Here is a 19,397-nt window from a genome sequence, read left to right on the forward strand (position 1 = left end):
TATGCATGAATAAGACCAAGCAAATTTTCATATTAGGCTTTGCCATCTTTTCACTTTTTTTTGGAGCAGGTAATCTAATCTTACCTCCTAATATGGGTTTTAAAGCAGGTGAAGATTGGTGGTTGGTTACTATTGGTTTTATCTGTACCGCTGTAATTGTGCCAATTCTAGGTATTGTTGCTCATGCAAAACTGCAAGGCACCATGTATGACTTTGGTAAAAAGGTGTCGCATAAATTTAGTTTGCTTTATTGTTTTTTAATGTATGCTATTGCTTTGGCTTTACCAGCACCACGAACTGCATCTGTAACACATGAAATGGCTATTGAACCTTGGTTTCAAACGCCATCTTGGGTAACAAGTAGTTTGTATTTTTTGTTGGTATTTGTTTTTGTAATGAACCGATCTAAAATTCTTGATCTAATTGGCAAATATTTAACGCCTCTTATAGGTATTATTCTTTTGGCAATTATTGGAGTAAGTTTAGCCTCATTTGATGGTTTAGGTGCTTCTGTTGTTTCAGAGGCATCACCCTTTGTTGGTGGTATATTAGAGGGGTACCAAACTTATGATGCAATAGGAGGTGTTGTAGTGGGAGCTGTAATTGTAATTTCTTTAAATATAAAGGGAATTGAATCATATCAGCTCAAAAGAGAGATGATATTAAAGGCAGGTCTTATAGCAGGAGGTGGTTTGTTATTAATTTACACTGGCCTTATTTTTAGTGGAGCTATTTTTTCAGAATCTTTTTTACCGGATAGTGATCGGACATCGGTCTTAATTCAATTAAGCAAATTTACTCTAGGTCTAAGTGGTACAAATTTTTTGAGTGTACTTGTTGCATTGGCTTGTTTTACTACTGCAGTTGGAATTGTAGCAGGGACTGCAGATTATTTTAAAGGTTTATTTCCAAGATCTAAATATGCATTTTTAATAACAACAGTTATAGGATGTGTTTTGGGTGTTGTGATGGGGCAATTAGATGTGCATGATATTATTGTTATTGCGATACCCATATTATTATTTATTTACCCTATAACTATTGTATTAGTATTATTAAATATTTTGCCTAATAAGTATGTTTCTCCAATGGTTTTTAGGGCGGTAACTTTTGTAACAGTTGTTTTTGCAGTATTTGAGCTTTGGTTTAGCTTAAAACCAAATGATACTGCACAAGTAGTATTATTTATTGGATCTTTAGGTACGGGAAATTTGTCTTGGGCAGCACCTGCTTTGTTAGCATTTATAATAGCCCAACTTATTCCTAATAGAGCTAACTCTTCAAACGTTTAATTACAGAAAAAGCTTTGTCAACCAAATAATCTTCTACCAGAATTGTAAACTCGTTGGTAGTAGAAACAACTTCGTATAATGAAATTCCTTCCCAAGCCAATCGTTTAAAAATTTGATAGTATAGGCCTGTGATTTTAGAGTTGCCACTTGGTAAGCTAATGCTAATAGCAGAAAGATTTTCTTGAAGACCAATACGTTGCTCGTTTTTGAAATTTTGATTGATAATCTCCTTTTCAGAACTCGAGACAATAATTGTGCTTTCGTGAATACCTCTTGTAAAGGCGTAAAAGATGTTAGATTTAGCTTTTAGTTGCTCTAATACTCCTGAATGACTATCAATTAATGAAACTGAATTTTGAAAAGTAAAGTCAGTAAGATTTGAACGCACGGTAATATCTCCTAGGTTTTGAAGTACCCGTTTTAGTTTGAGGGAGTTTCCTAAATCTTTTGGTGGGTTATATCTTCTTAAAGCCATCATAATAGCACCAGATTTCACAGGTTTTCTAAGCATCAAGCTCACGGGATCTTGCAATTCCTCTGCCAAAGCAGAGTAATTGATGATACTTCTTGAAAGCGCTTCTTCTAAAAATGGTTGAGCAACTAAAATCTCTTCTACACAAGATGCAATGGTACGCATTGTTAAATATTTAACAGTTTGTGCAAAAGTAGTGTAAATTTTTCATTTATCTGTGCAAACTGCTAAGTCGCTTTACATTTGCTCACAATTAAAATTATATACAATGCTTGTTTTAAAATTTGGAGGTACATCTGTAGGGTCTGTTGAAAATATGATGAATGTAAAAAACATCATTAAAAATGGAGGAAAGAAAATTGTAGTTCTTTCTGCAATGTCCGGAACCACAAATGCATTGGTTGCCCTTTCTGAGCAAATTCGTTTACAAGAAGTAGATGCGGCAAGTGCCGGATTGGATACGTTGTATCAAAAATATCAAGCTACAATTGATGAGTTGTTGAACCAGTCTGATTTAAAGCAAGAAGTTGCAAATTACATCGATCAGGTTTTCGAATTTTTAAGAAGTTGTATTTCTGAAGAACATTCAGTGTTGCTATATAATAAAATTGTATCGCAAGGCGAGCTATTATCTACGTATATTTTTAGCAGATACTTAACTCAAGAAGGCTTGAATGCACGTTTGTTACCTGCATTAGATTTTATGCGAATTGATAGGAATAACGAGCCAGATAATTTTTACATCCAACAAAATTTAAATAGAGTAATCGACGATATTTTACCAGCAGATATTTATATCACTCAAGGATTTATTTGTTTAGATGCAGACGGAAATGTTGCCAACTTGCAACGTGGAGGTTCTGATTACACTGCTACCATTATTGGTGCAGTAATGAATGCAGATGAGGTACAGATATGGACGGATATTGATGGGTTCCATAATAATGATCCTCGTTTTGTAGAAAACACACATGCCATCTCAAATTTATCTTTTGACGAAGCAGCTGAGTTGGCTTATTTTGGAGCAAAAATACTGCATCCACAAACAGTAATGCCAGTGCGTCAGTTTGATATACCTGTGCGCTTAAAAAACACAATGGCTCCTGATGCGCATGGTACTTTGATCAACAGTGAAATTCATGGTGATGGCATTAAAGCTATTGCTGCCAAAGACAATATTACGGCTATCAAAATAAAGTCTGCACGTATGTTATTGGCACATGGTTTCTTGAAGAAAGTCTTTGAAATTTTTGAGAAATACGAAACTGCTATTGATATGATTACAACATCAGAAATTGCAGTATCACTAACTATAGACGACACCACTCATTTAACTTCTATTATTAATGAGTTGGAGAAATTCTCAAATGTTGAGGTTGATAACAATCAGAGTATTGTTTGTTTAGTGGGGCATTCAATTGTATACCACGAAAAAACGCATAAGTTGTTTCAGGTATTGACCGATGTGAATGTTCGTATGATTTCTTATGGAGGAAGTAATAACAATATTTCGTTATTGGTGGCTACAGAAGATAAATTAGCAACTTTAAAGAATTTACATAACTATCTATTTTAGTTACTTATTGATATATTATTTGGTGAAAAAAAGAGGGCATAGCCCTCTTTTTTAGTTATTCATTAATGCTTCGATATCTTCAATTTCAATTGGTATGTTGGCCATTAAGTTTAAAGGCTCTCCTGATTCTTGAATTACATAGTCATCTTCTAATCGAATACCTAAATTTTCATCTGGTATGTAAATTCCTGGTTCAACGGTAAATACCATACCTGCTTGCATAGGTTCAGTTAATATACCATAATCATGGGTGTCAAGTCCCATATGATGTGATGTGCCATGCATAAAGTATTTTTTATATGCAGGCCAATCAGGATTTTCATTTTTTACATCTTCCTCAGTAATTAATCCCAGTCCAATTAATTCTTGAGTCATAATTTTACCGACTTCTACATGATAATCAGCCCAAATTGTTCCGGGTATCAACATTTTTGCTGCTGCATTTTTTACTCTTAAAACGGCGCTATACACTTCTTTTTGGCGTTCGGTAAATTTTCCCGAAACCGGAATACATCTAGTCATGTCGCTAGAATAGTTAGCGTAACTAGCGCCAACATCCATTAAAATAACCTCCCCAGCTTTACATTGCTGATTGTTCTCAATATAGTGCAATACATTGGCATTAAACCCACTGGCAATAATTGGTGTGTAGGCAAATCCACCAGAACGGTTTCTTAAAAACTCATGAGCGTATTCTGCTTCTATTTCATATTCCCAAACATTTGGTTTTGTAAAGCCTAAAACACGCTTGAATCCTTTTTCTGTGATATTGCATGCTTGCTGAATTAAAGCAATTTCCTCTGGTTCTTTTACAGAACGCAAACGCTGCATTATTGGTTGACTTCTCAAATAGGTATGAGCAGGGTATTTCTCTTGACACCATTTTATAAAGCGCGCCTCTCGAGTTTCAGTTTCTACAGATGCTCTATAATGTTCGTTAGTATTGATATAAACGTTTTCAGCTTGTGTGATCAATTCAAATAAAATCTTTTCAAAATCTTGTAACCAATACACCGTTTTAATTCCAGAGGTTTCAAATGCCTTTTCTTTGGTTAATTTTTCACCTTCCCAAATAGCAATATGTTCATTGGTTTCTCTTAAAAACAATATTTCTTTATGCGAGTCTTTTGGTGCATCTGGAAAAATGACTAAAATACTTTCTTCTTGGTCAACCCCACTTAAATAGAATATATCTCTGTGTTGCGCAAAAGGTAAGGTGCTATCTGCACTAACCGGATAAATATCGTTAGAGTTAAAAATCGCTAAAGATTTTGGTTTTAATTGCTTTTTAAATTTAGCTCTATTTTTTGTAAATAATTGATTATCAATAGGAAGGTATTTCATTTTTTAAAAAATTAATTGTACAAATTTATGAAATAAAGGATATACGAGTTAAAAATTATTAACTTTACCCTACTAATATTAAACCTTTTGTTATGTTGAATAAAACTACTTTTCTATTTGCTTTAATATTAATTGCTTTCTGCTGTAATGTTAATGCCCAAATGCATTTAATGTCTGAAGTATCATTAGATGATCAGGTTAGGAATTCGAAAATGATTGTTGAAGGAAAAGTACTTTCAAGTAAATCGATGTGGAACGAAGATCATACACAAATATATTCTGTTTCTGAAATAGACGTTTATAAAGTTTTTAAGGGAGAACCTATAGGGACTGTTGAAGTTGTTACACTTGGAGGAGTTGTTGATTTTGAAGCAGAAATTGTGCACCCAAGTTTAACCCCACATAAAAATGAAGTTGGAGTATTTATCTTAGAAGAAGAGAATGAATTGAGATTCGAAAGTAGTTCAAATAATTCTAAAAAATTTAAACCTTATGCGGGGTCACAAAGCTTTTATAAATACAATAGGTTTGATAAACTGGCAGCAAATGGGTTCTCGATAAAAAATGATATCAATGCATTTTATAATGAATTGAAAGGGTTGTCAGGTGAGACAATTATTGACTTAGGTAATTTTGATTTTGAAACATATTCCGATTTTTCGAATAATATAGCTGTAGCTATATCTAGTATTTCTCCAACCACAATTAGTGCTGGAACAGGGTCTATACTCACAATCTCTGGAAGTGGCTTTGGTACGACTACGGGAACTGTGAGTTTTAGAGATGCAGATACTGGTGGTGCTACATATATTGATGTATTAGATTCACATATTGTCTCATGGAACGATACTCAAATTCAAGTGGTAGTTCCTGCGAGCGCGACCGTGAATGGGGCTGGGAATGCTGGTACAGGAACAGTGAGAGTAACACATGCTTCAGATACAACATTTGCAACCTCTACTACATTAACAATTTCTTGGGCTGTAACTAATGTTCCTTATGATTGGGGTAATGGGTTGGGCTATCAAGACACACCTACACGTCATAGAGATATTGATGATAATGGTGGTTATACGTGGCAAATGTTTACTGATTTTGATGCTGCTTCTAGTCCAAAGGCAACATTTGAAACTGCTTTTGATTCTTGGCGATGCGAGACTGGAATTAATTGGACCTTTGGGGCCGTTACAACAACAGACGCTGTAGCGAGTGATGGCATCAATATTATTCGATTTGATAATGGAGAATTGCCATCAAATGTCTTGGGAAGATGTACAAGTTATTATTCTGCTAACTGTGGATTTACCGATGGCGATTTATATTGGTACGTTGCAGAAATGGATATTAATTTCAATGAAGATATAAGTTGGTACTACAGCAGTGATGGCGGAAGTATTGGGTTCACTGAATACGATTTTGAATCGGTAGCTGTTCATGAGTTAGGACATGGGCATCAATTACCTCATGTGATAAATTCAGGTGCTATAATGCATTATTCAATTGCTAATTCAATTGTAAGTAGGACATTGAGTGTAGGTGATATTGCTGCAGGTAATGATGTTCAAGGGAGAAGTGTTTTAGGTAATCCATGTATAGCAGAACCAGATATGACAGCCTATAATTGTACTGCAAGTTTAGAAGACCAATTGTTGGCATCTGGTTTAGAGATTTACCCTAATCCAACGCGAGGAATTTTACAAATTAGAAATAACTCCGATCAAACACTAAAATCTTATGAAGTCTATGATGTTTCAGGTAGACAGATATTAGAAGGGAAATTTGACGATTCTGTAAGAACTAAAGAGTTCAATATATCTTCATTAGCAACTGGAGTGTATTTCATTAAAATTAATAGTGATATAGCATCTGTAGCAAAACAGTTTGTAAAAGAATAGTTTAGCACTTGTATTATCTTTTTAAAGTCTGTTTTTTAAACTGAGTCTAAATAGTTTAAAAAGCAGACTTTTCATTTTTAGATAATTTCGTTTAGCAGTATATTTGCAGAAGTAAATAAACAACTATTTTAAGATGAGCGGAATATTATCTTCGTCAATTGCTAGAAAGGTTTCAATGGCTCTTTCTGCATTTTTTTTAATGATATTTTTACTCCAACATTTTGCCATCAATATCACTTCTGTATTTAGCGAATCTGCGTTTAATGAGATTTCTCATTTTATGGGTACCAATCCAGCAGTTCAGTTTGTATTGCAGCCAATTTTAATTTTTGGTGTGGTATTTCACTTTGTGATGGGCTTTATTTTGGAATTAAAAAATAAGAAAGCACAAGGTGTTGCATATGCTAAAAATAATGGTGCTGCTAATTCTACTTGGGTAAGTAGAAATATGATTTTATCAGGTTTGGTAATTCTTGCATTTGTTGTATTACACTTTATCGATTTTTGGTTTCCAGAAATTAACACGAAGTTTATTCAAGGTGATTGGACTGGAATGCACAATGGAGAATACAGATATTTTGAGGAGTTACAACATAAGTTTGTAAGTCCTATTCGTGTGGCTGCTTACAGTCTTGCATTTGTGTTTTTAGCTTTACATTTATTGCATGGTTTTAATTCGGCTTTTCAATCTGTTGGAGCAAACAATAAGTATACGAATGGAATAAAAACATTCGGAAAATTATACGCAATTCTAATTCCTTTAGGATTCATTTTTATAGCTATTTATCATCACTTTAATCATTAATATAGAGGTATGACAACATTAAATTCAAAAGTACCTAAAGGCGCTATAGGCGAAAAGTGGTCAAAATATAAAGAACATATTAACTTGGTAAATCCAGCAAATAAACGTCTTATAGATGTTATTGTTGTTGGTACAGGTTTAGCTGGTGGGTCTGCTGCGGCAACCTTAGCTGAGTTAGGGTATAATGTAAAGGCATTTTGCTATCAAGATTCTCCGCGTAGAGCGCACTCAATTGCCGCACAAGGAGGTATTAACGCAGCAAAAAATTATCAAGGAGATGGTGATTCTAACTACCGTTTATTTTATGATACGGTAAAAGGAGGTGATTACCGTTCTCGTGAAGCAAACGTACACCGTTTAGCAGAAGTATCTGGTAATATTATTGATCAATGTGTGGCACAAGGTGTGCCATTTGCACGTGATTATGGTGGATTGCTTGATAACCGTTCTTTTGGTGGGGTATTGGTTTCACGTACTTTTTATGCAAAAGGTCAGACTGGTCAGCAGTTATTGTTAGGAGCCTATTCTTCAATGAACCGTCAGATTGCTCGTGGGAAGATTCAGATGTTTAATAGACACGAAATGTTAGATGTTGTAAAAGTTGATGGTAAAGCCAGAGGAATTATTGCACGTAATTTGGTAACCGGAGAAATTGAACGCCACTCAGCACATGCAGTTGTAATTGCTTCTGGGGGGTATGGTAATGTTTATTTCTTATCTACCAACGCAATGGGTTCTAATGCTACTGCGGCTTGGAAAATTCATAAGAAAGGTGCCTATTTTGCAAACCCATGTTTCACGCAAATTCACCCAACGTGTATTCCGCGTTCTGGAGATTATCAATCGAAATTAACTTTGATGTCTGAGTCATTGCGTAATGATGGTAGAATTTGGGTACCTAAACATTTAGAAGATGTAAAGGCAATTAGAGAAGGGCAATTAAGACCGACTCAAATTGCAGAAGAAAATAGAGATTACTTTTTGGAAAGACGTTATCCTGCATTTGGTAACTTGGTGCCACGTGATGTTGCTTCTAGAGCAGCTAAAGAGCGTTGTGATGCTGGTTATGGTGTAAATGCAACAGGTGAAGCAGTGTATTTAGATTTTGCTTCTGCCATAGAAAGATATGGTAAAGAGCAAGCCTTAATTCACGGTGTTAACAATCCGTCTAAAGAAAAAATTACTGAATTAGGAAAAGGAATTGTAGAAGCTAAATACGGTAACTTATTTCAGATGTACGAAAAGATTGTTGACGACAATCCGTATGAAACTCCTATGATGATTTATCCAGCAACTCACTATACCATGGGAGGTGTTTGGGTAGACTATAACTTAATGACTACTGTAGAAGGTTTGTATTGTATTGGAGAGGCAAACTTCTCTGATCACGGTGCAAATAGATTAGGTGCGTCTGCCTTAATGCAAGGTTTAGCCGATGGTTATTTTGTATTGCCATACACAATTGGTGATTACTTATCAGACGATATTCGTACAGGGCCAATATCTACAGAGTCTCCAGAATTTGACGAGGCAGAGAAAGAAGTTAAGAAACAAATCGACTTCTTTATCAATAATAGCGGAACACATTCTGTAGACTACTACCACAAAAAGTTAGGTCAAATCATGTGGGATAAATGTGGTATGGCACGTAACAAAGAAGGTTTAGAAGAGGCCATGAAAGAAATTAAAGCATTAAGAGATGACTTTTGGAAAAACGTAAAAGTTCCTGGAGATGCCAACGAGCTGAATCCTGAGTTGGAAAAAGCCGGGAGAGTTGCAGATTTCTTAGAGCTTGGAGAGTTGTTTGCTAAAGACGCTTTAAATAGAGAAGAATCTTGTGGTGGTCACTTTAGAGAAGAGCACGTAACAGAAGATGGTGAAGCAAAACGTGACGATAAGAACTTTGCGTATGTGGCAGCTTGGGAATACAAAGGAGAGCCAAGTGATGCTGTATTGCACAAAGAGCAATTAGAATTTAATGATATTGAGTTAAAAACCAGAAGTTATAAATAAGATGAATTTAACACTAAAAATATGGCGTCAAAAAGATGCTAACGATAAAGGAAGAATGGTTGACTACAAGGTCAGCGATATTTCTGAACACATGTCATTTTTAGAAATGTTAGATGTGTTGAATGAGCAATTAGTAAATTCTGGTGATGAGCCTGTGGCTTTTGATCACGATTGTAGAGAAGGTATTTGTGGTATGTGTTCATTGTATATCAATGGTGAGGCACACGGCCCAGATAGACGTGTTACAACATGTCAATTGCACATGCGTATGTTTAACGATGGCGATACTATTTTTATAGAGCCATTTAGAGCGGCTGCATTCCCTGTAATAAAAGATTTAGTAGTAGATAGAACAGCCTTTGATAGAATTCAACAAGCGGGTGGATTTATCTCTGTAAATACTTCAGGTAATACACAAGATGCAAACGCATTGCCTATTGCTAAAGAAGCTGCAGACGAAGCTATGGATGCTGCTACTTGTATTGGTTGTGGTGCTTGTGTTGCTACTTGTAAAAACTCTAGTGCTATGTTATTTGTAGGTGCTAAAGTTTCTCAATACGCACTATTACCTCAAGGTCAAGTTGAGGCTGCAGAGCGTGTAACCAATATGGTAAATCAAATGGATTTAGAAGGATTTGGTAACTGTACAAATACAGGCGCTTGTGAGGTTGAATGTCCTAAAGGTATTTCACTTACAACCATTGCACGTATGAATCGTGAGTATATGAAAGCCGGCTTAAAAGGTTAAGACTATTTTACAAAGAAACATAAAAAGCCCGAACCATTGGTTCGGGCTTTTTATGTTTTTCGTACTTACAAATTAAAAATCTCCCAAATAAAAGCTGTTAATTTCAACTTCATCTCACGAATATCATTATCGGGAACGAACTATGAATGATTGAGTTTTGCATCCCATACATTACCAACAAGACAGTTGGCAACGCAAGATAAATATTAAGATTACTACCAAGACTTTCCAACGTCCTTTCGTAACCGCATACAGTAAGGCAATTTTATCCAAACGTAGTATTGTTTCCTACATATCTATGGCAATACTTTTATTTTTCCAATACTGCATTACGATAAACGAACAAATAATAGAAGAGGCGAGTCCTTCTATTAATAAGGCCACAGACATGAGTGGTGGAGTTAAAGAGGCACCCCATAGTGTAGAGCCTTCTAATACGGTTATAAAACTAGGATCAATATAAAACAAATACACGTTTAAAGATACACTGGTGAGCACCACTGCAATAAAAGAGGTAAAGAACCCTATAAATAGGTTGTGTAAATAGGTACTATTAAAATTTCGTGTAGCATTGTTTTTAATAGCAACATTGATACCCCAAAATACAATTAGAAAATTGAGTATTCTAAGTTCTGTAATTTGTTCTAAATTTAAAAATTTCATCAAAAAGAAGAAGGCTACAATACCTAAATAGATACGAGTAGCGTTGTACAGTACATTTTTTTCTATAGACATAACAAAAAGATTTTAAAATTTGATTGTGGTGTTGTAACAAATTAGACGTCAATAAATTAAAACCTATCAAACGCAACTGATATTTCTTTAAAAGCACCAAGTGAAACAAGGCTAAAGACCTTAATAATAGCGTGAATAATTGGTAATATTTAGATATAAATTTTTCAATTTATAAAAAAATATGAGCAGCACTCTGATGGGTCCTGCTCATATAAGGCAATTGGTTTAGGCTAATAATTAGTACGAGTAAGCTGAATAAGGCCTATTTACATTATTTTTTTATTCAGTTCTTTTGTTTAATTTGAAATACTCTGTACAAGGGCAATCAACTCTTCGGTTGTTCCGTAATCTATATCAACATTAAAGGTATCGTCTCCCATAACTGTAATAGGTAAACTTCCAAATTTTAAATAGCTATCTTCATCTATGGTAATAGCCAATAAAGTAGCACTTAAACCTGTTGGTATAGAATTATCATATGTTTTTAATGCTGTCATAGTATCATTTAAAGATGTAATCATAATTACAGATGGGAAATCGTCGATAACCATCCAAACAACAGTTGAAGAATAATCTGTAACACCAGAAACCATTACTTCAAACTGAGTTGGCGCTTCTCCTACCATATCATATAAAACATCACAATTTGCTAGACCTTGTTCTAAACCAAATATATTAAAGGTTCCTTGGTCTATCCACGATTCGTTGTTTCCGCCTAGATTCCAGTTTACAACTTCTCTACCATCTACTATGGTTGTTTCTCCAACAAAATAGCGCATATCGTTTTCAAAACCAGTAATATCTGTAGCCACTGGAAATTCTGCTTGTAGGCTCCATGGGTCTGCATTTACACTCCCGCCATTTTCATCTTCAAAAGTTAAATTAAAACTACCACCAGTAACTAACAGCTGATTGTTAGAACTTGTTTGTGCATTTGCTAAAAGCATGTCTTCAATCGTTAATTGTTCTCTTAATTTAACTGTTATTGGGGTAGTAATTAAATTACTACTATTATCTGTAAATGCATTTGCAGCAATTGAAATTATCGTTCCATCTTCCCCTGTAACTGTTTGAGCATTTGTGGGGTCTATTGTAAATAATTGGTTCGCAGGCTTTAATTCTTGTACTAAATCGTCAAGAGATTGATAAATGTCTGCATCGTTCATTGGTGGGGGGTTGTTGTTGTCATCGTCATCACAATTAATTGCTAAAAGTGCAAACGAGATACAAGCCATCAGGATTTTTAAGTTTGTTTTAGTCATGACTTTACTTTTTTATAAAGATACATAAATAGTAAAAAGGTTGCGTTTAATACATCGTATCTATTTTTTAGCCAATGAATTACATTGATTTTTTAGTTTCTAAAGTAATGTTTTCGCAGAATAACTCCAGAGTCTTGCATTGCGTACTACAGGAATAACAAGATAGCGATACTTTTTCACGGGTTTTGTTTTACGTTAAAAATGAATGCTAAAAAGTATTGTTGATTCTTAAAGAGATACATAAGAAGCGCAGTGTTAAAAAGGGTTAATAGTTTTGCGTTTTTACTTTATAAAATAACCGCATTACAACTAACAAACTCACCAACCCGATCAAACCGAAAAATAGTAGTATGACAATATCATAAAGATAGATGGGTCTGAGTGATTCTGTAGGCAAATTTTGCGCAATAGCATGGTTAAATTGCTTGTGACTGTATAGTAGCCAAAAAGCACCTATAGTAGACAAGACTATGCATAGTAGCCCAATGCCTAGTTGTATTTTTTGTTTTCTTGTCACAATGAAATAAGAATTTTATTGGTGCGTTTTTATGTATGATTTCGTTTTGTGTTTAAGTACCTGATTTAGCAAATAAAATACAGATAGAAAGTTCGCGAGTACCATGGTAAATTAGCTAATACTAGCAATTAAATTTATACGATGTTAACACTTGTTTTTCTTTTTAATACTTTAATCCCAAGTGATATTAAGATTACTATTAATGCAATAAAAAATATACTTGTTGAAATGCTTTTTATAACTGAAACTATATTAGTTGTATAAACCGCAGTCTCTTTCAATTCGGGATAGTTTTTAAGCATTATGATAATTCCGATATTTTCTAAATAATCCGTAATTCCGGCAATTATTGGTATTAAACAGAGATAAATAAATGGCGATTTTAATTTGTTCAGTTTTTTCAAGAAATACCCTAAAAGCAAACTGTAAGAAAGCCCAAATAGTAATGGGTAAATCATATCGACAGGTATTTGTTTGGTCAGATATGTCATTCGTCCATTTTCTCCAAGCGAAGTAAATAATTCATTTACATAATTAAAATCATATCCTGTAGGCATCATATCCAATAATTTCATTCCGTTAGAGAATTCCATTGTTTTAGGAATTGTAACAGTCAGCATAATGGTGTAAATAAGATTAGTCAAGATGAAAAGTCCTAAAACCTTTTTACCTGAAATATTCTTTTCTATCAATTTTTTTAATTGATTCATTATTTTTCTCAAATGTATTAAGTTCTTGTGAATGATTAGTTGTGGGAAAATCAGTAAGATTTTTCCGCTGTGGCACTAAAGTAATTAATTCTAGTCATACGAGCATTGCGATTTGGTGGAACAATTTCCGGTGAGGAAATTCCACCGCATTTAATTATACACGATGTTATATTGTGTATTTATTCTAGTACAGGTTTCATTTTTTTCTTTCAACTAAGATAACGAGCACTCCAAAAATTAACTCAATAATTCCACCGATGATTCCACCAAAATGAAAAGGTTGGTTTGAAATCAAGCAGAATATCCCAGGTATTATTAAAATTAGTCCTAAAATCCAATATAGCTTCATTCCATAGATTGATTGAAATACAAAATATCTTACGCCAATTATCATAAGCATAACTGGAAAAAACCAAAGTGTTTGTTTTAGGAAAATTGAATAGGCTATAAATAGTCCAATAAACAATATTGCGGTACTTTCAATAGCCAACTTTGCTAGAGGATTATTATTTTGATGTTTGCCACTTCTATTTAATAGCTTTGCAAAAAATACTCCCAAAGGATAAATTAGCATTCCGCCTATAAAAAAGATTAAAATACTAGTTTCTTTGGTAAAGTAAATTCCAGATAATCCCGAAATTAGCCAGATTAAACCTGAAACAAAAATTCCAGTACCTCCGCCTAAATAGGCAATTCGCATATCTTTTTGAAATTCCTTAAAGTTCATCCAATTTTAGTTTCAGTTCGTTTTCTTTGTTGATCTGCATATGGCAAAACGGTATCGTAAATCAGACGCAGCTGATTATTAAGCGCAAAATTTTCGGTTTAAAACAGGCTGTAAATTTACGAAAAAGCCAGAGAATAAGGACGAACTGAGCTATGGCTTATATACATTGTTAGCCACTGACTTTTTTATCTACAGAAATCGGATTGAGCTAATATAAGTCCAAGCAATAAACAGAAATTGTAACGGAATTCTAAACCAGAGGTAGGAAAGACCATTTCCGTCAAATGTTCCTTTTTGATAATCAATATTATGAAATGAAGCATAAATATTTGCAGGCAAAATCAATAAAAGGAAAACAATTAAAGTCCATCCGCTAATCATTTTCAATTTTGGAATAAGCAAACCAATTGCTAGAAGAATTTCAAAAAGTCCTGTTAGATAAACAAGATTTGTTTTGAATGGAATAAATTGTGGTATTATCATTGACATTCCTTTGGTAAATGCGAAATGTCCAATTGCCGTAAAACATAACATTACAGACATCGCAATTCTTGCAGATAATGCAAAATTATGATCCTTATTGATGATTTTTATTACAAAAGTTGCTATCACAAAACTTGATAAAAGTACTACTAATGGTTTCATGTTATTTTCTTTTAATTCTCTTACAAAACTCTTAAATGATTTTCGAGGAGACAATGAACCCAAGTTAAGTAATTCGTTTTCGTATCCTGCTTAAGGCTTGGGGTGTAACACCAATATAGGAGGCAATGTATTTTAATGGAATTTGTTTTAATAATTTGGGGCGTTCCGAGAATAAGTCTAAATAACGTTCTTCGGCTGTTTTGTTTAGTAGAGAAATTTCTCTTTTCGACTTTATTAAGAACATATTTTCCGCCATTCTTCGACCGATTAAATTTCCGTTTTCAGTTTCTTTATAAACCTCTTGAAGGTCTTTGACTGATATTCGCCACAAAGTTGTGTTTGTTAGCGTTTCTATTTGATAGCGAGAAGGGGTTTGTGTGATAAAGGAATCATAAGCAGTAACAAATTCATTTTCAAATAAAAATCCAAAGGTCAGTTCACCTTCTTCTTTTGGGATATAAAGTCTCACTATCCCTTCGGAAATAAAAGATAAGTAGCTCTCAATCTCTCCAATTTTTATTATAGTTGAGCTCTTATTTATTTCTTCCTTACGCAATTTTGAAGAAAAAAAATCCCAGTCAGAATCGCTTAATGGATAAATACTGTCAATAAACTTTTTAATTTCTTCCATCCTGCAGTTTTTCAGCTTCTGGCAAAAGTTTTTGTGTATGATTAGTTGCGAGAAAATCAGCACGATTTTTCCGCTATGGTACTAAGGTAATAATTCGAGTGACACGAGCATTGCGAATTGGTGAAACAATTTCTGCTGAGCAAATTTCTTAGCAATAAATTATACACGTTGTTTCTGTTTCTTTTTTAGTACGAAATTAATAATATTTAGTACATCTAAATATGGTAAATAAAGGAAAACAGAAAGAACTATAAAATAAAAAGTTTCGAACGATGCAGTTGAATGAAAATCAAGTCTATAGACTCTATAAACCAATTCTTCTTCATAAATATCAAATAAAATAATTGATATAGCGCCGACTGCTATTTTTAAACGTATCGACCGATTAATAAATAGACACTACTATTAAGGATTAACTCAAGCTGTTTTTTATTCAATAATGGTATAATAAGTATGGGTATTGCAAAGAGTAAGACAGCAAAAGTACTATTTCAGGGTAATTAAGATCCATTGCATGGTAGCGATCTAGTGTATGAAAAGTAGGCGATTAAAAATTCACAATAATCGGTTAAGCATAAGATCTGAGTTTAGGCAAAAAAAACAAAATGTGTGTATTACGTGTATTTTTATATATATAATTGGTGTTCGTTTTACTTTTGTTTACTTGGTAAGTGCTTCTAATTGCAATTCAACTATGATTTCATTTTTTCGATTAAAAACTTCATAAGGCGCATTATAGCCTAAGAAATAAAATCGGTTAGTATATGCTATTCCTTCAGCATCTAAAGCTGCTTTTAGTTTTTGTTTATGCTTTTCTATTTTTGTATCATTAGCCCAACCGCTAAAGCTTATTGCAGCAACAGTTTTTGCGGGCTCTTTCTTAAATTTTATAATTGATTGATTTGGTTTGGGAAGCATTTCCTTTTTCAAATCCTTTGGAACCATGAACATCATAGTTATAGAATCTTCTAATGTCATAGCTACCGGTGAGGTCATAGATATTTTTTCGTTCCTTTCATTCCCTCCAAAAATATATCCCGCTAAAATCGAGAATCCTTTACTTGAAGAATTTTTATATCCTGAAGTTGAGAGTTTGACTGAAGTAAATAAAGTTTCTTCATATTTTCTTATTTCAAATGTGCTATATTTTTTATTGATTACATAAGAGTAAGTTTCAATATTACTTTGACTCTTGAATGCAAAAAGTTGAATTACTACAAAAGCTATCAATACAACTCCAAGTAGAATTAATAGTATCTTCATTTTAATATTTAAGTGTTTAACTATTTTCATTTGTAACGAACACCAATGTATAGTGTATCATTTGTGGTTGATTCTAAAGTATGGTTAATGATTTAATGAATTAATGATTGCTTCGCGTTCTAGTTACTTAGTCACCTAGTCATTCTAGTTTTCAACTTCTAACTTCTGATCTCTTTGAGCTAATATAGCAATCTAGCTTTGGAGTATGGAGTGCGTATTTAGAGAAATGATTCTGTTGGTACGGGTGATGATCGTTTAATTTAATTTGCGATTTTCTTCCTGCAAAAGTCAACGGCTATAAGCCTCCTTCTTATTTGAACAAGAAGAAAATCGCAAATTGTAATTATTTCTGAATGGAAATGGTCACATGATCAATCGTACCATTGAAGGAATTGGATTTACCGGCCTTATAGTTCTTACTAACTGGACTAGAATCATCCCATCCTACCGAAGCACCCTCCGAAGTGGAGTATACAAAAGGCATAGTTTTCTCCACGCGTCCACTAGCAATAGCCTTATCATTGACTTTTAAGGTAATCATACCTCCTTTTCCAACACCATCTCCATCGTATTCAAATACTGCGGATAATTTTTGAGTACCTAGCGTTAGGGGAGTATTAGAATTAATTTCAAAATACTCACTGCCTAGGTAATTGTAAACAAAACGTAATTTTCCGTCCTTCATATATAAGCTATAACCTCCGAAACGTCCTCCCATAGCGAGCACGACACCTTCAGCTTGCTTATCAATCTGCACCATGGATTCAATGGTAAAGCTCGTGTTTTTGGTATTGATAAAGACATTTTCAAACAAGTGATCCATTCCAGGATATACGGTCAATTCTGTCCTACCAAACATTAAATCAGGTCGACCCGCAATCTCTGGATTAATTCTTTCCACCACCCTGTCATCCAAAGGGTATACATTATTTGCGATAGCTTCTCGATCGAAAAGTTTTTTCATTTCTTCTAACTTTTCTGGATTTTCCTCGGCAAGATCTTTACTCATCGAAAAATCTTCATCCCAATGGTATAACTCCCATATATCTTCCTGAAAAGTTCTTCTCGGTTTCTGTTCCCATGCGGCCTTGTGCACTACTTGTGCAAACCAACCATCATGATAAATCGCACGGTTTCCAAAACCTTCATAATACTGGGTTTTATGATTACTTTCCGCATCCGGATTATCAAAGGAATATGCCATGCTTTTTCCTTGTATCGGAATCTGCTCATACCCATTTACATGAGAGGGTTCTGGTAGCTTTGTAAGCTCTAAAATAGTTGGAGCGACATCGATTACGTGATGGTATTGATGACGCAATTCCCCTTTAGCCTTTATTCCATTTGGATAACTAACAATGGCTCCATCAAGCGTACCACCACCTGAAGCAACTTGCTTCGTCCATTTAAAAGGAGTACAGGCAGCAACAGCCCATCCAGAAGAATAAATTCCATAATATTCTTTACTTCCAAAATCATCTATTTCGTTCACATGTGAAGCGGTATTGTCTAAAACATTATTGTAATAGTAATTCACATTGGTAAGGCCCGTTATCGTACCTTCGGCACTAGCTCCATTATCTCCCATGATGTAGATGATAAATGTATTATCTAATTCCCCCATGGCATCGATAGCATCAATAACCTTCATCACTTGCGCATCGGCATGTTCAATAAATGCTGATCCAACCTCCATTTCTCTTTCGTGCACAATGCGCTCTTCTTCACTCAAGGTTTCCCAATCTACGATATATGGTTCTTTTTGGGCCAAAACGGTGTTTTGATCTACAATGCCTAGTTTCTTTTGATTTTCTAACGTCTTTAATCGCAAGGCATCCCAACCATCACTGAATTTACCTTTGTATTTATCTATATATTCCTTTGGAACATGATGTGGAGCATGGGCAGTTCCCGTAGAAAAATACATAAAGAAGGGCTTATCCGGATTCAATGACTTCTGACTTTGAACCCATTCTACCGCCTCTCGAGCAAAATCTTCTTGTAAATGAAAATTAGGGTCGTTGTAATCGATGTCAACTGTTGAAGTTCCGTCAAATATTGCAGGGTACCACATGTGTTGCTCATCTCCTATAAAGCCGTAGAATTTATCGAATCCGCTCTGAGTTGGCCATAAATCAAAAGGTCCGGCTGCACTAACGGTCCAAGCAGGAGTCTCATGATTTTTCCCAATGTAGGCCGTAGCATAGCCATTCATTTGAAGCATTTCTGCCAACAGTGCAACCGTTTTTGGGCGTTTACCATCATATCCCGGATAAGATGTAGCCACTTCTGATACTGCTCCTTGATGGGCGGTATGTGCATTTCTTCCGGTCATTAATGAAGCTCTTGTAGGCGAGCACATAGGATTCGTAGCAAATTTGGTATACTTGAGACCTTGGTCTGCAATACGTTCTGCTGCTGGCATTTTTACAGGCCCTCCAAAAGTGGAAGATTGACCGTAGCCAACATCGTCAAGCAGAACTATCAAGATATTTGGAGCACCTTCAGGAGCTCTAACATCAAAAGGATCCGGTTGCTTTGTGTTACGCGCATCCAATTCCGTGAATTTTTGAACTGGTGGAGGAGCAATAGGAAGTTTTGTCCTGTCCATTTTCCAATTTATATTGGATCCACCGTTGTCTGAACAGCTCGCAAAGAACAACAAACAACAAATTAATTTAAGTGAATAATACCTCATAATAAAAGAATTTAAGAGTATGTTGGGGTGGATCAGTAATATAATGAAAATTTAAAAAATTACA

General features: G+C 34.5%; 16 protein-coding genes. 6 read left to right on the forward strand and 10 right to left on the reverse strand.

The features are described from left to right. Positions 1 to 5: 5 nt before the first annotated feature. Complete coding sequence (locus ACYQ5R_RS06760; protein ID WP_460190160.1) at positions 6 to 1,292, forward strand: branched-chain amino acid transport system II carrier protein; 1,287 nt, start codon at positions 6 to 8, stop codon at positions 1,290 to 1,292. Here ACYQ5R_RS06760 and ACYQ5R_RS06765 read toward each other — a convergent pair. Continuing rightward, entirely contained in the window at positions 1,273 to 1,929 is a 657-nt protein-coding gene (locus ACYQ5R_RS06765) for a hypothetical protein (protein WP_460190161.1), read from the reverse strand. The genes ACYQ5R_RS06760 and ACYQ5R_RS06765 overlap by 20 nt on opposite strands. A gap of 103 nt (positions 1,930 to 2,032) precedes the next feature. On the opposite strand from ACYQ5R_RS06765, the gene ACYQ5R_RS06770 reads away from it, so the two are divergent. After that, on the forward strand, positions 2,033 to 3,340 hold the full coding sequence (locus ACYQ5R_RS06770; protein ID WP_460190162.1) for an aspartate kinase: 1,308 nt from the start codon (positions 2,033 to 2,035) through the stop codon (positions 3,338 to 3,340). Positions 3,341 to 3,391: 51 nt separating this feature from the next. Here ACYQ5R_RS06770 and ACYQ5R_RS06775 read toward each other — a convergent pair whose 3' ends face one another. Next, a complete protein-coding gene (locus ACYQ5R_RS06775) occupies positions 3,392 to 4,684 on the reverse strand; it encodes an aminopeptidase P N-terminal domain-containing protein (RefSeq protein WP_460190163.1) in 1,293 nt (430 codons plus the stop codon). A 170-nt stretch (positions 4,685 to 4,854) separates the two neighbouring features. Between ACYQ5R_RS06775 and ACYQ5R_RS06780 the strand changes: the two genes are divergently transcribed. From ACYQ5R_RS06780 to ACYQ5R_RS06795, 4 genes are all read left to right on the forward strand, one after another. Next, on the forward strand, positions 4,855 to 6,579 hold the full coding sequence (locus ACYQ5R_RS06780) for a zinc-dependent metalloprotease (RefSeq protein ID WP_460190164.1): 1,725 nt from the start codon (positions 4,855 to 4,857) through the stop codon (positions 6,577 to 6,579). A gap of 133 nt (positions 6,580 to 6,712) precedes the next feature. Then, positions 6,713 to 7,384: a succinate dehydrogenase cytochrome b subunit gene (locus ACYQ5R_RS06785; protein ID WP_460190165.1), complete on the forward strand. Its 672-nt coding sequence runs from the start codon at positions 6,713 to 6,715 to the stop codon at positions 7,382 to 7,384. Between the two features lie 9 nt (positions 7,385 to 7,393). Further along, positions 7,394 to 9,397, forward strand: coding sequence for a fumarate reductase/succinate dehydrogenase flavoprotein subunit (locus ACYQ5R_RS06790; protein WP_460190166.1), 2,004 nt, complete (start codon positions 7,394 to 7,396; stop codon positions 9,395 to 9,397). A gap of 1 nt (position 9,398) precedes the next feature. Beyond that, positions 9,399 to 10,145: a succinate dehydrogenase/fumarate reductase iron-sulfur subunit gene (locus ACYQ5R_RS06795; RefSeq protein ID WP_460190167.1), complete on the forward strand. Its 747-nt coding sequence runs from the start codon at positions 9,399 to 9,401 to the stop codon at positions 10,143 to 10,145. Positions 10,146 to 10,433: 288 nt separating this feature from the next. On the opposite strand, the gene ACYQ5R_RS06800 is transcribed toward ACYQ5R_RS06795, so the two are convergent. From ACYQ5R_RS06800 to ACYQ5R_RS06835, 8 genes are all read right to left on the reverse strand, one after another. Next, positions 10,434 to 10,880, reverse strand: a complete 447-nt coding sequence (locus ACYQ5R_RS06800) for a hypothetical protein (protein WP_460190168.1) — start codon at positions 10,878 to 10,880, stop codon at positions 10,434 to 10,436. Between the two features lie 296 nt (positions 10,881 to 11,176). Continuing rightward, positions 11,177 to 12,142: a hypothetical protein gene (locus ACYQ5R_RS06805; protein ID WP_460190169.1), complete on the reverse strand. Its 966-nt coding sequence runs from the start codon at positions 12,140 to 12,142 to the stop codon at positions 11,177 to 11,179. Positions 12,143 to 12,793: 651 nt separating this feature from the next. Next, positions 12,794 to 13,369 (reverse strand): hypothetical protein, encoded by a 576-nt coding sequence (locus ACYQ5R_RS06810; RefSeq protein ID WP_460190170.1) that lies wholly within the window; start codon positions 13,367 to 13,369, stop codon positions 12,794 to 12,796. 196 nt (positions 13,370 to 13,565) lie between these two features. Beyond that, positions 13,566 to 14,096, reverse strand: coding sequence for a DUF7010 family protein (locus ACYQ5R_RS06815; RefSeq protein WP_460190171.1), 531 nt, complete (start codon positions 14,094 to 14,096; stop codon positions 13,566 to 13,568). A 189-nt stretch (positions 14,097 to 14,285) separates the two neighbouring features. Further along, complete coding sequence (locus ACYQ5R_RS06820; RefSeq protein WP_460190172.1) at positions 14,286 to 14,741, reverse strand: DoxX family protein; 456 nt, start codon at positions 14,739 to 14,741, stop codon at positions 14,286 to 14,288. Between the two features lie 64 nt (positions 14,742 to 14,805). Further along, positions 14,806 to 15,372, reverse strand: a complete 567-nt coding sequence (locus ACYQ5R_RS06825; protein WP_460190173.1) for a Crp/Fnr family transcriptional regulator — start codon at positions 15,370 to 15,372, stop codon at positions 14,806 to 14,808. Between the two features lie 660 nt (positions 15,373 to 16,032). Continuing rightward, positions 16,033 to 16,665: an SOUL family heme-binding protein gene (locus ACYQ5R_RS06830; protein ID WP_460190174.1), complete on the reverse strand. Its 633-nt coding sequence runs from the start codon at positions 16,663 to 16,665 to the stop codon at positions 16,033 to 16,035. Between the two features lie 313 nt (positions 16,666 to 16,978). Next, entirely contained in the window at positions 16,979 to 19,333 is a 2,355-nt protein-coding gene (locus ACYQ5R_RS06835) for a sulfatase-like hydrolase/transferase (RefSeq protein WP_460190175.1), read from the reverse strand. Positions 19,334 to 19,397 lie beyond the last annotated feature (64 nt).

The organism is Urechidicola sp. KH5, from assembly GCF_054661455.1.

What these genes read in the sequence shown, in the direction of transcription:
- ACYQ5R_RS06760 (WP_460190160.1), top strand. Translation starts at nt 6, where the DNA reads ATGAATAAGACCAAGCAAATTTTCATATTAGGCTTTGCCATCTTTTCA.
- ACYQ5R_RS06765 (WP_460190161.1), bottom strand. Translation starts at nt 1,929, where the DNA reads ATGCGTACCATTGCATCTTGTGTAGAAGAGATTTTAGTTGCTCAACCA.
- ACYQ5R_RS06770 (WP_460190162.1), top strand. Translation starts at nt 2,033, where the DNA reads ATGCTTGTTTTAAAATTTGGAGGTACATCTGTAGGGTCTGTTGAAAAT.
- ACYQ5R_RS06775 (WP_460190163.1), bottom strand. Translation starts at nt 4,684, where the DNA reads ATGAAATACCTTCCTATTGATAATCAATTATTTACAAAAAATAGAGCT.
- ACYQ5R_RS06780 (WP_460190164.1), top strand. Translation starts at nt 4,855, where the DNA reads ATGTCTGAAGTATCATTAGATGATCAGGTTAGGAATTCGAAAATGATT.
- ACYQ5R_RS06785 (WP_460190165.1), top strand. Translation starts at nt 6,713, where the DNA reads ATGAGCGGAATATTATCTTCGTCAATTGCTAGAAAGGTTTCAATGGCT.
- ACYQ5R_RS06790 (WP_460190166.1), top strand. Translation starts at nt 7,394, where the DNA reads ATGACAACATTAAATTCAAAAGTACCTAAAGGCGCTATAGGCGAAAAG.
- ACYQ5R_RS06795 (WP_460190167.1), top strand. Translation starts at nt 9,399, where the DNA reads ATGAATTTAACACTAAAAATATGGCGTCAAAAAGATGCTAACGATAAA.
- ACYQ5R_RS06800 (WP_460190168.1), bottom strand. Translation starts at nt 10,880, where the DNA reads ATGTCTATAGAAAAAAATGTACTGTACAACGCTACTCGTATCTATTTA.
- ACYQ5R_RS06805 (WP_460190169.1), bottom strand. Translation starts at nt 12,142, where the DNA reads ATGACTAAAACAAACTTAAAAATCCTGATGGCTTGTATCTCGTTTGCA.
- ACYQ5R_RS06810 (WP_460190170.1), bottom strand. Translation starts at nt 13,369, where the DNA reads ATGAATCAATTAAAAAAATTGATAGAAAAGAATATTTCAGGTAAAAAG.
- ACYQ5R_RS06815 (WP_460190171.1), bottom strand. Translation starts at nt 14,096, where the DNA reads ATGAACTTTAAGGAATTTCAAAAAGATATGCGAATTGCCTATTTAGGC.
- ACYQ5R_RS06820 (WP_460190172.1), bottom strand. Translation starts at nt 14,741, where the DNA reads ATGAAACCATTAGTAGTACTTTTATCAAGTTTTGTGATAGCAACTTTT.
- ACYQ5R_RS06825 (WP_460190173.1), bottom strand. Translation starts at nt 15,372, where the DNA reads ATGGAAGAAATTAAAAAGTTTATTGACAGTATTTATCCATTAAGCGAT.
- ACYQ5R_RS06830 (WP_460190174.1), bottom strand. Translation starts at nt 16,665, where the DNA reads ATGAAAATAGTTAAACACTTAAATATTAAAATGAAGATACTATTAATT.
- ACYQ5R_RS06835 (WP_460190175.1), bottom strand. Translation starts at nt 19,333, where the DNA reads ATGAGGTATTATTCACTTAAATTAATTTGTTGTTTGTTGTTCTTTGCG.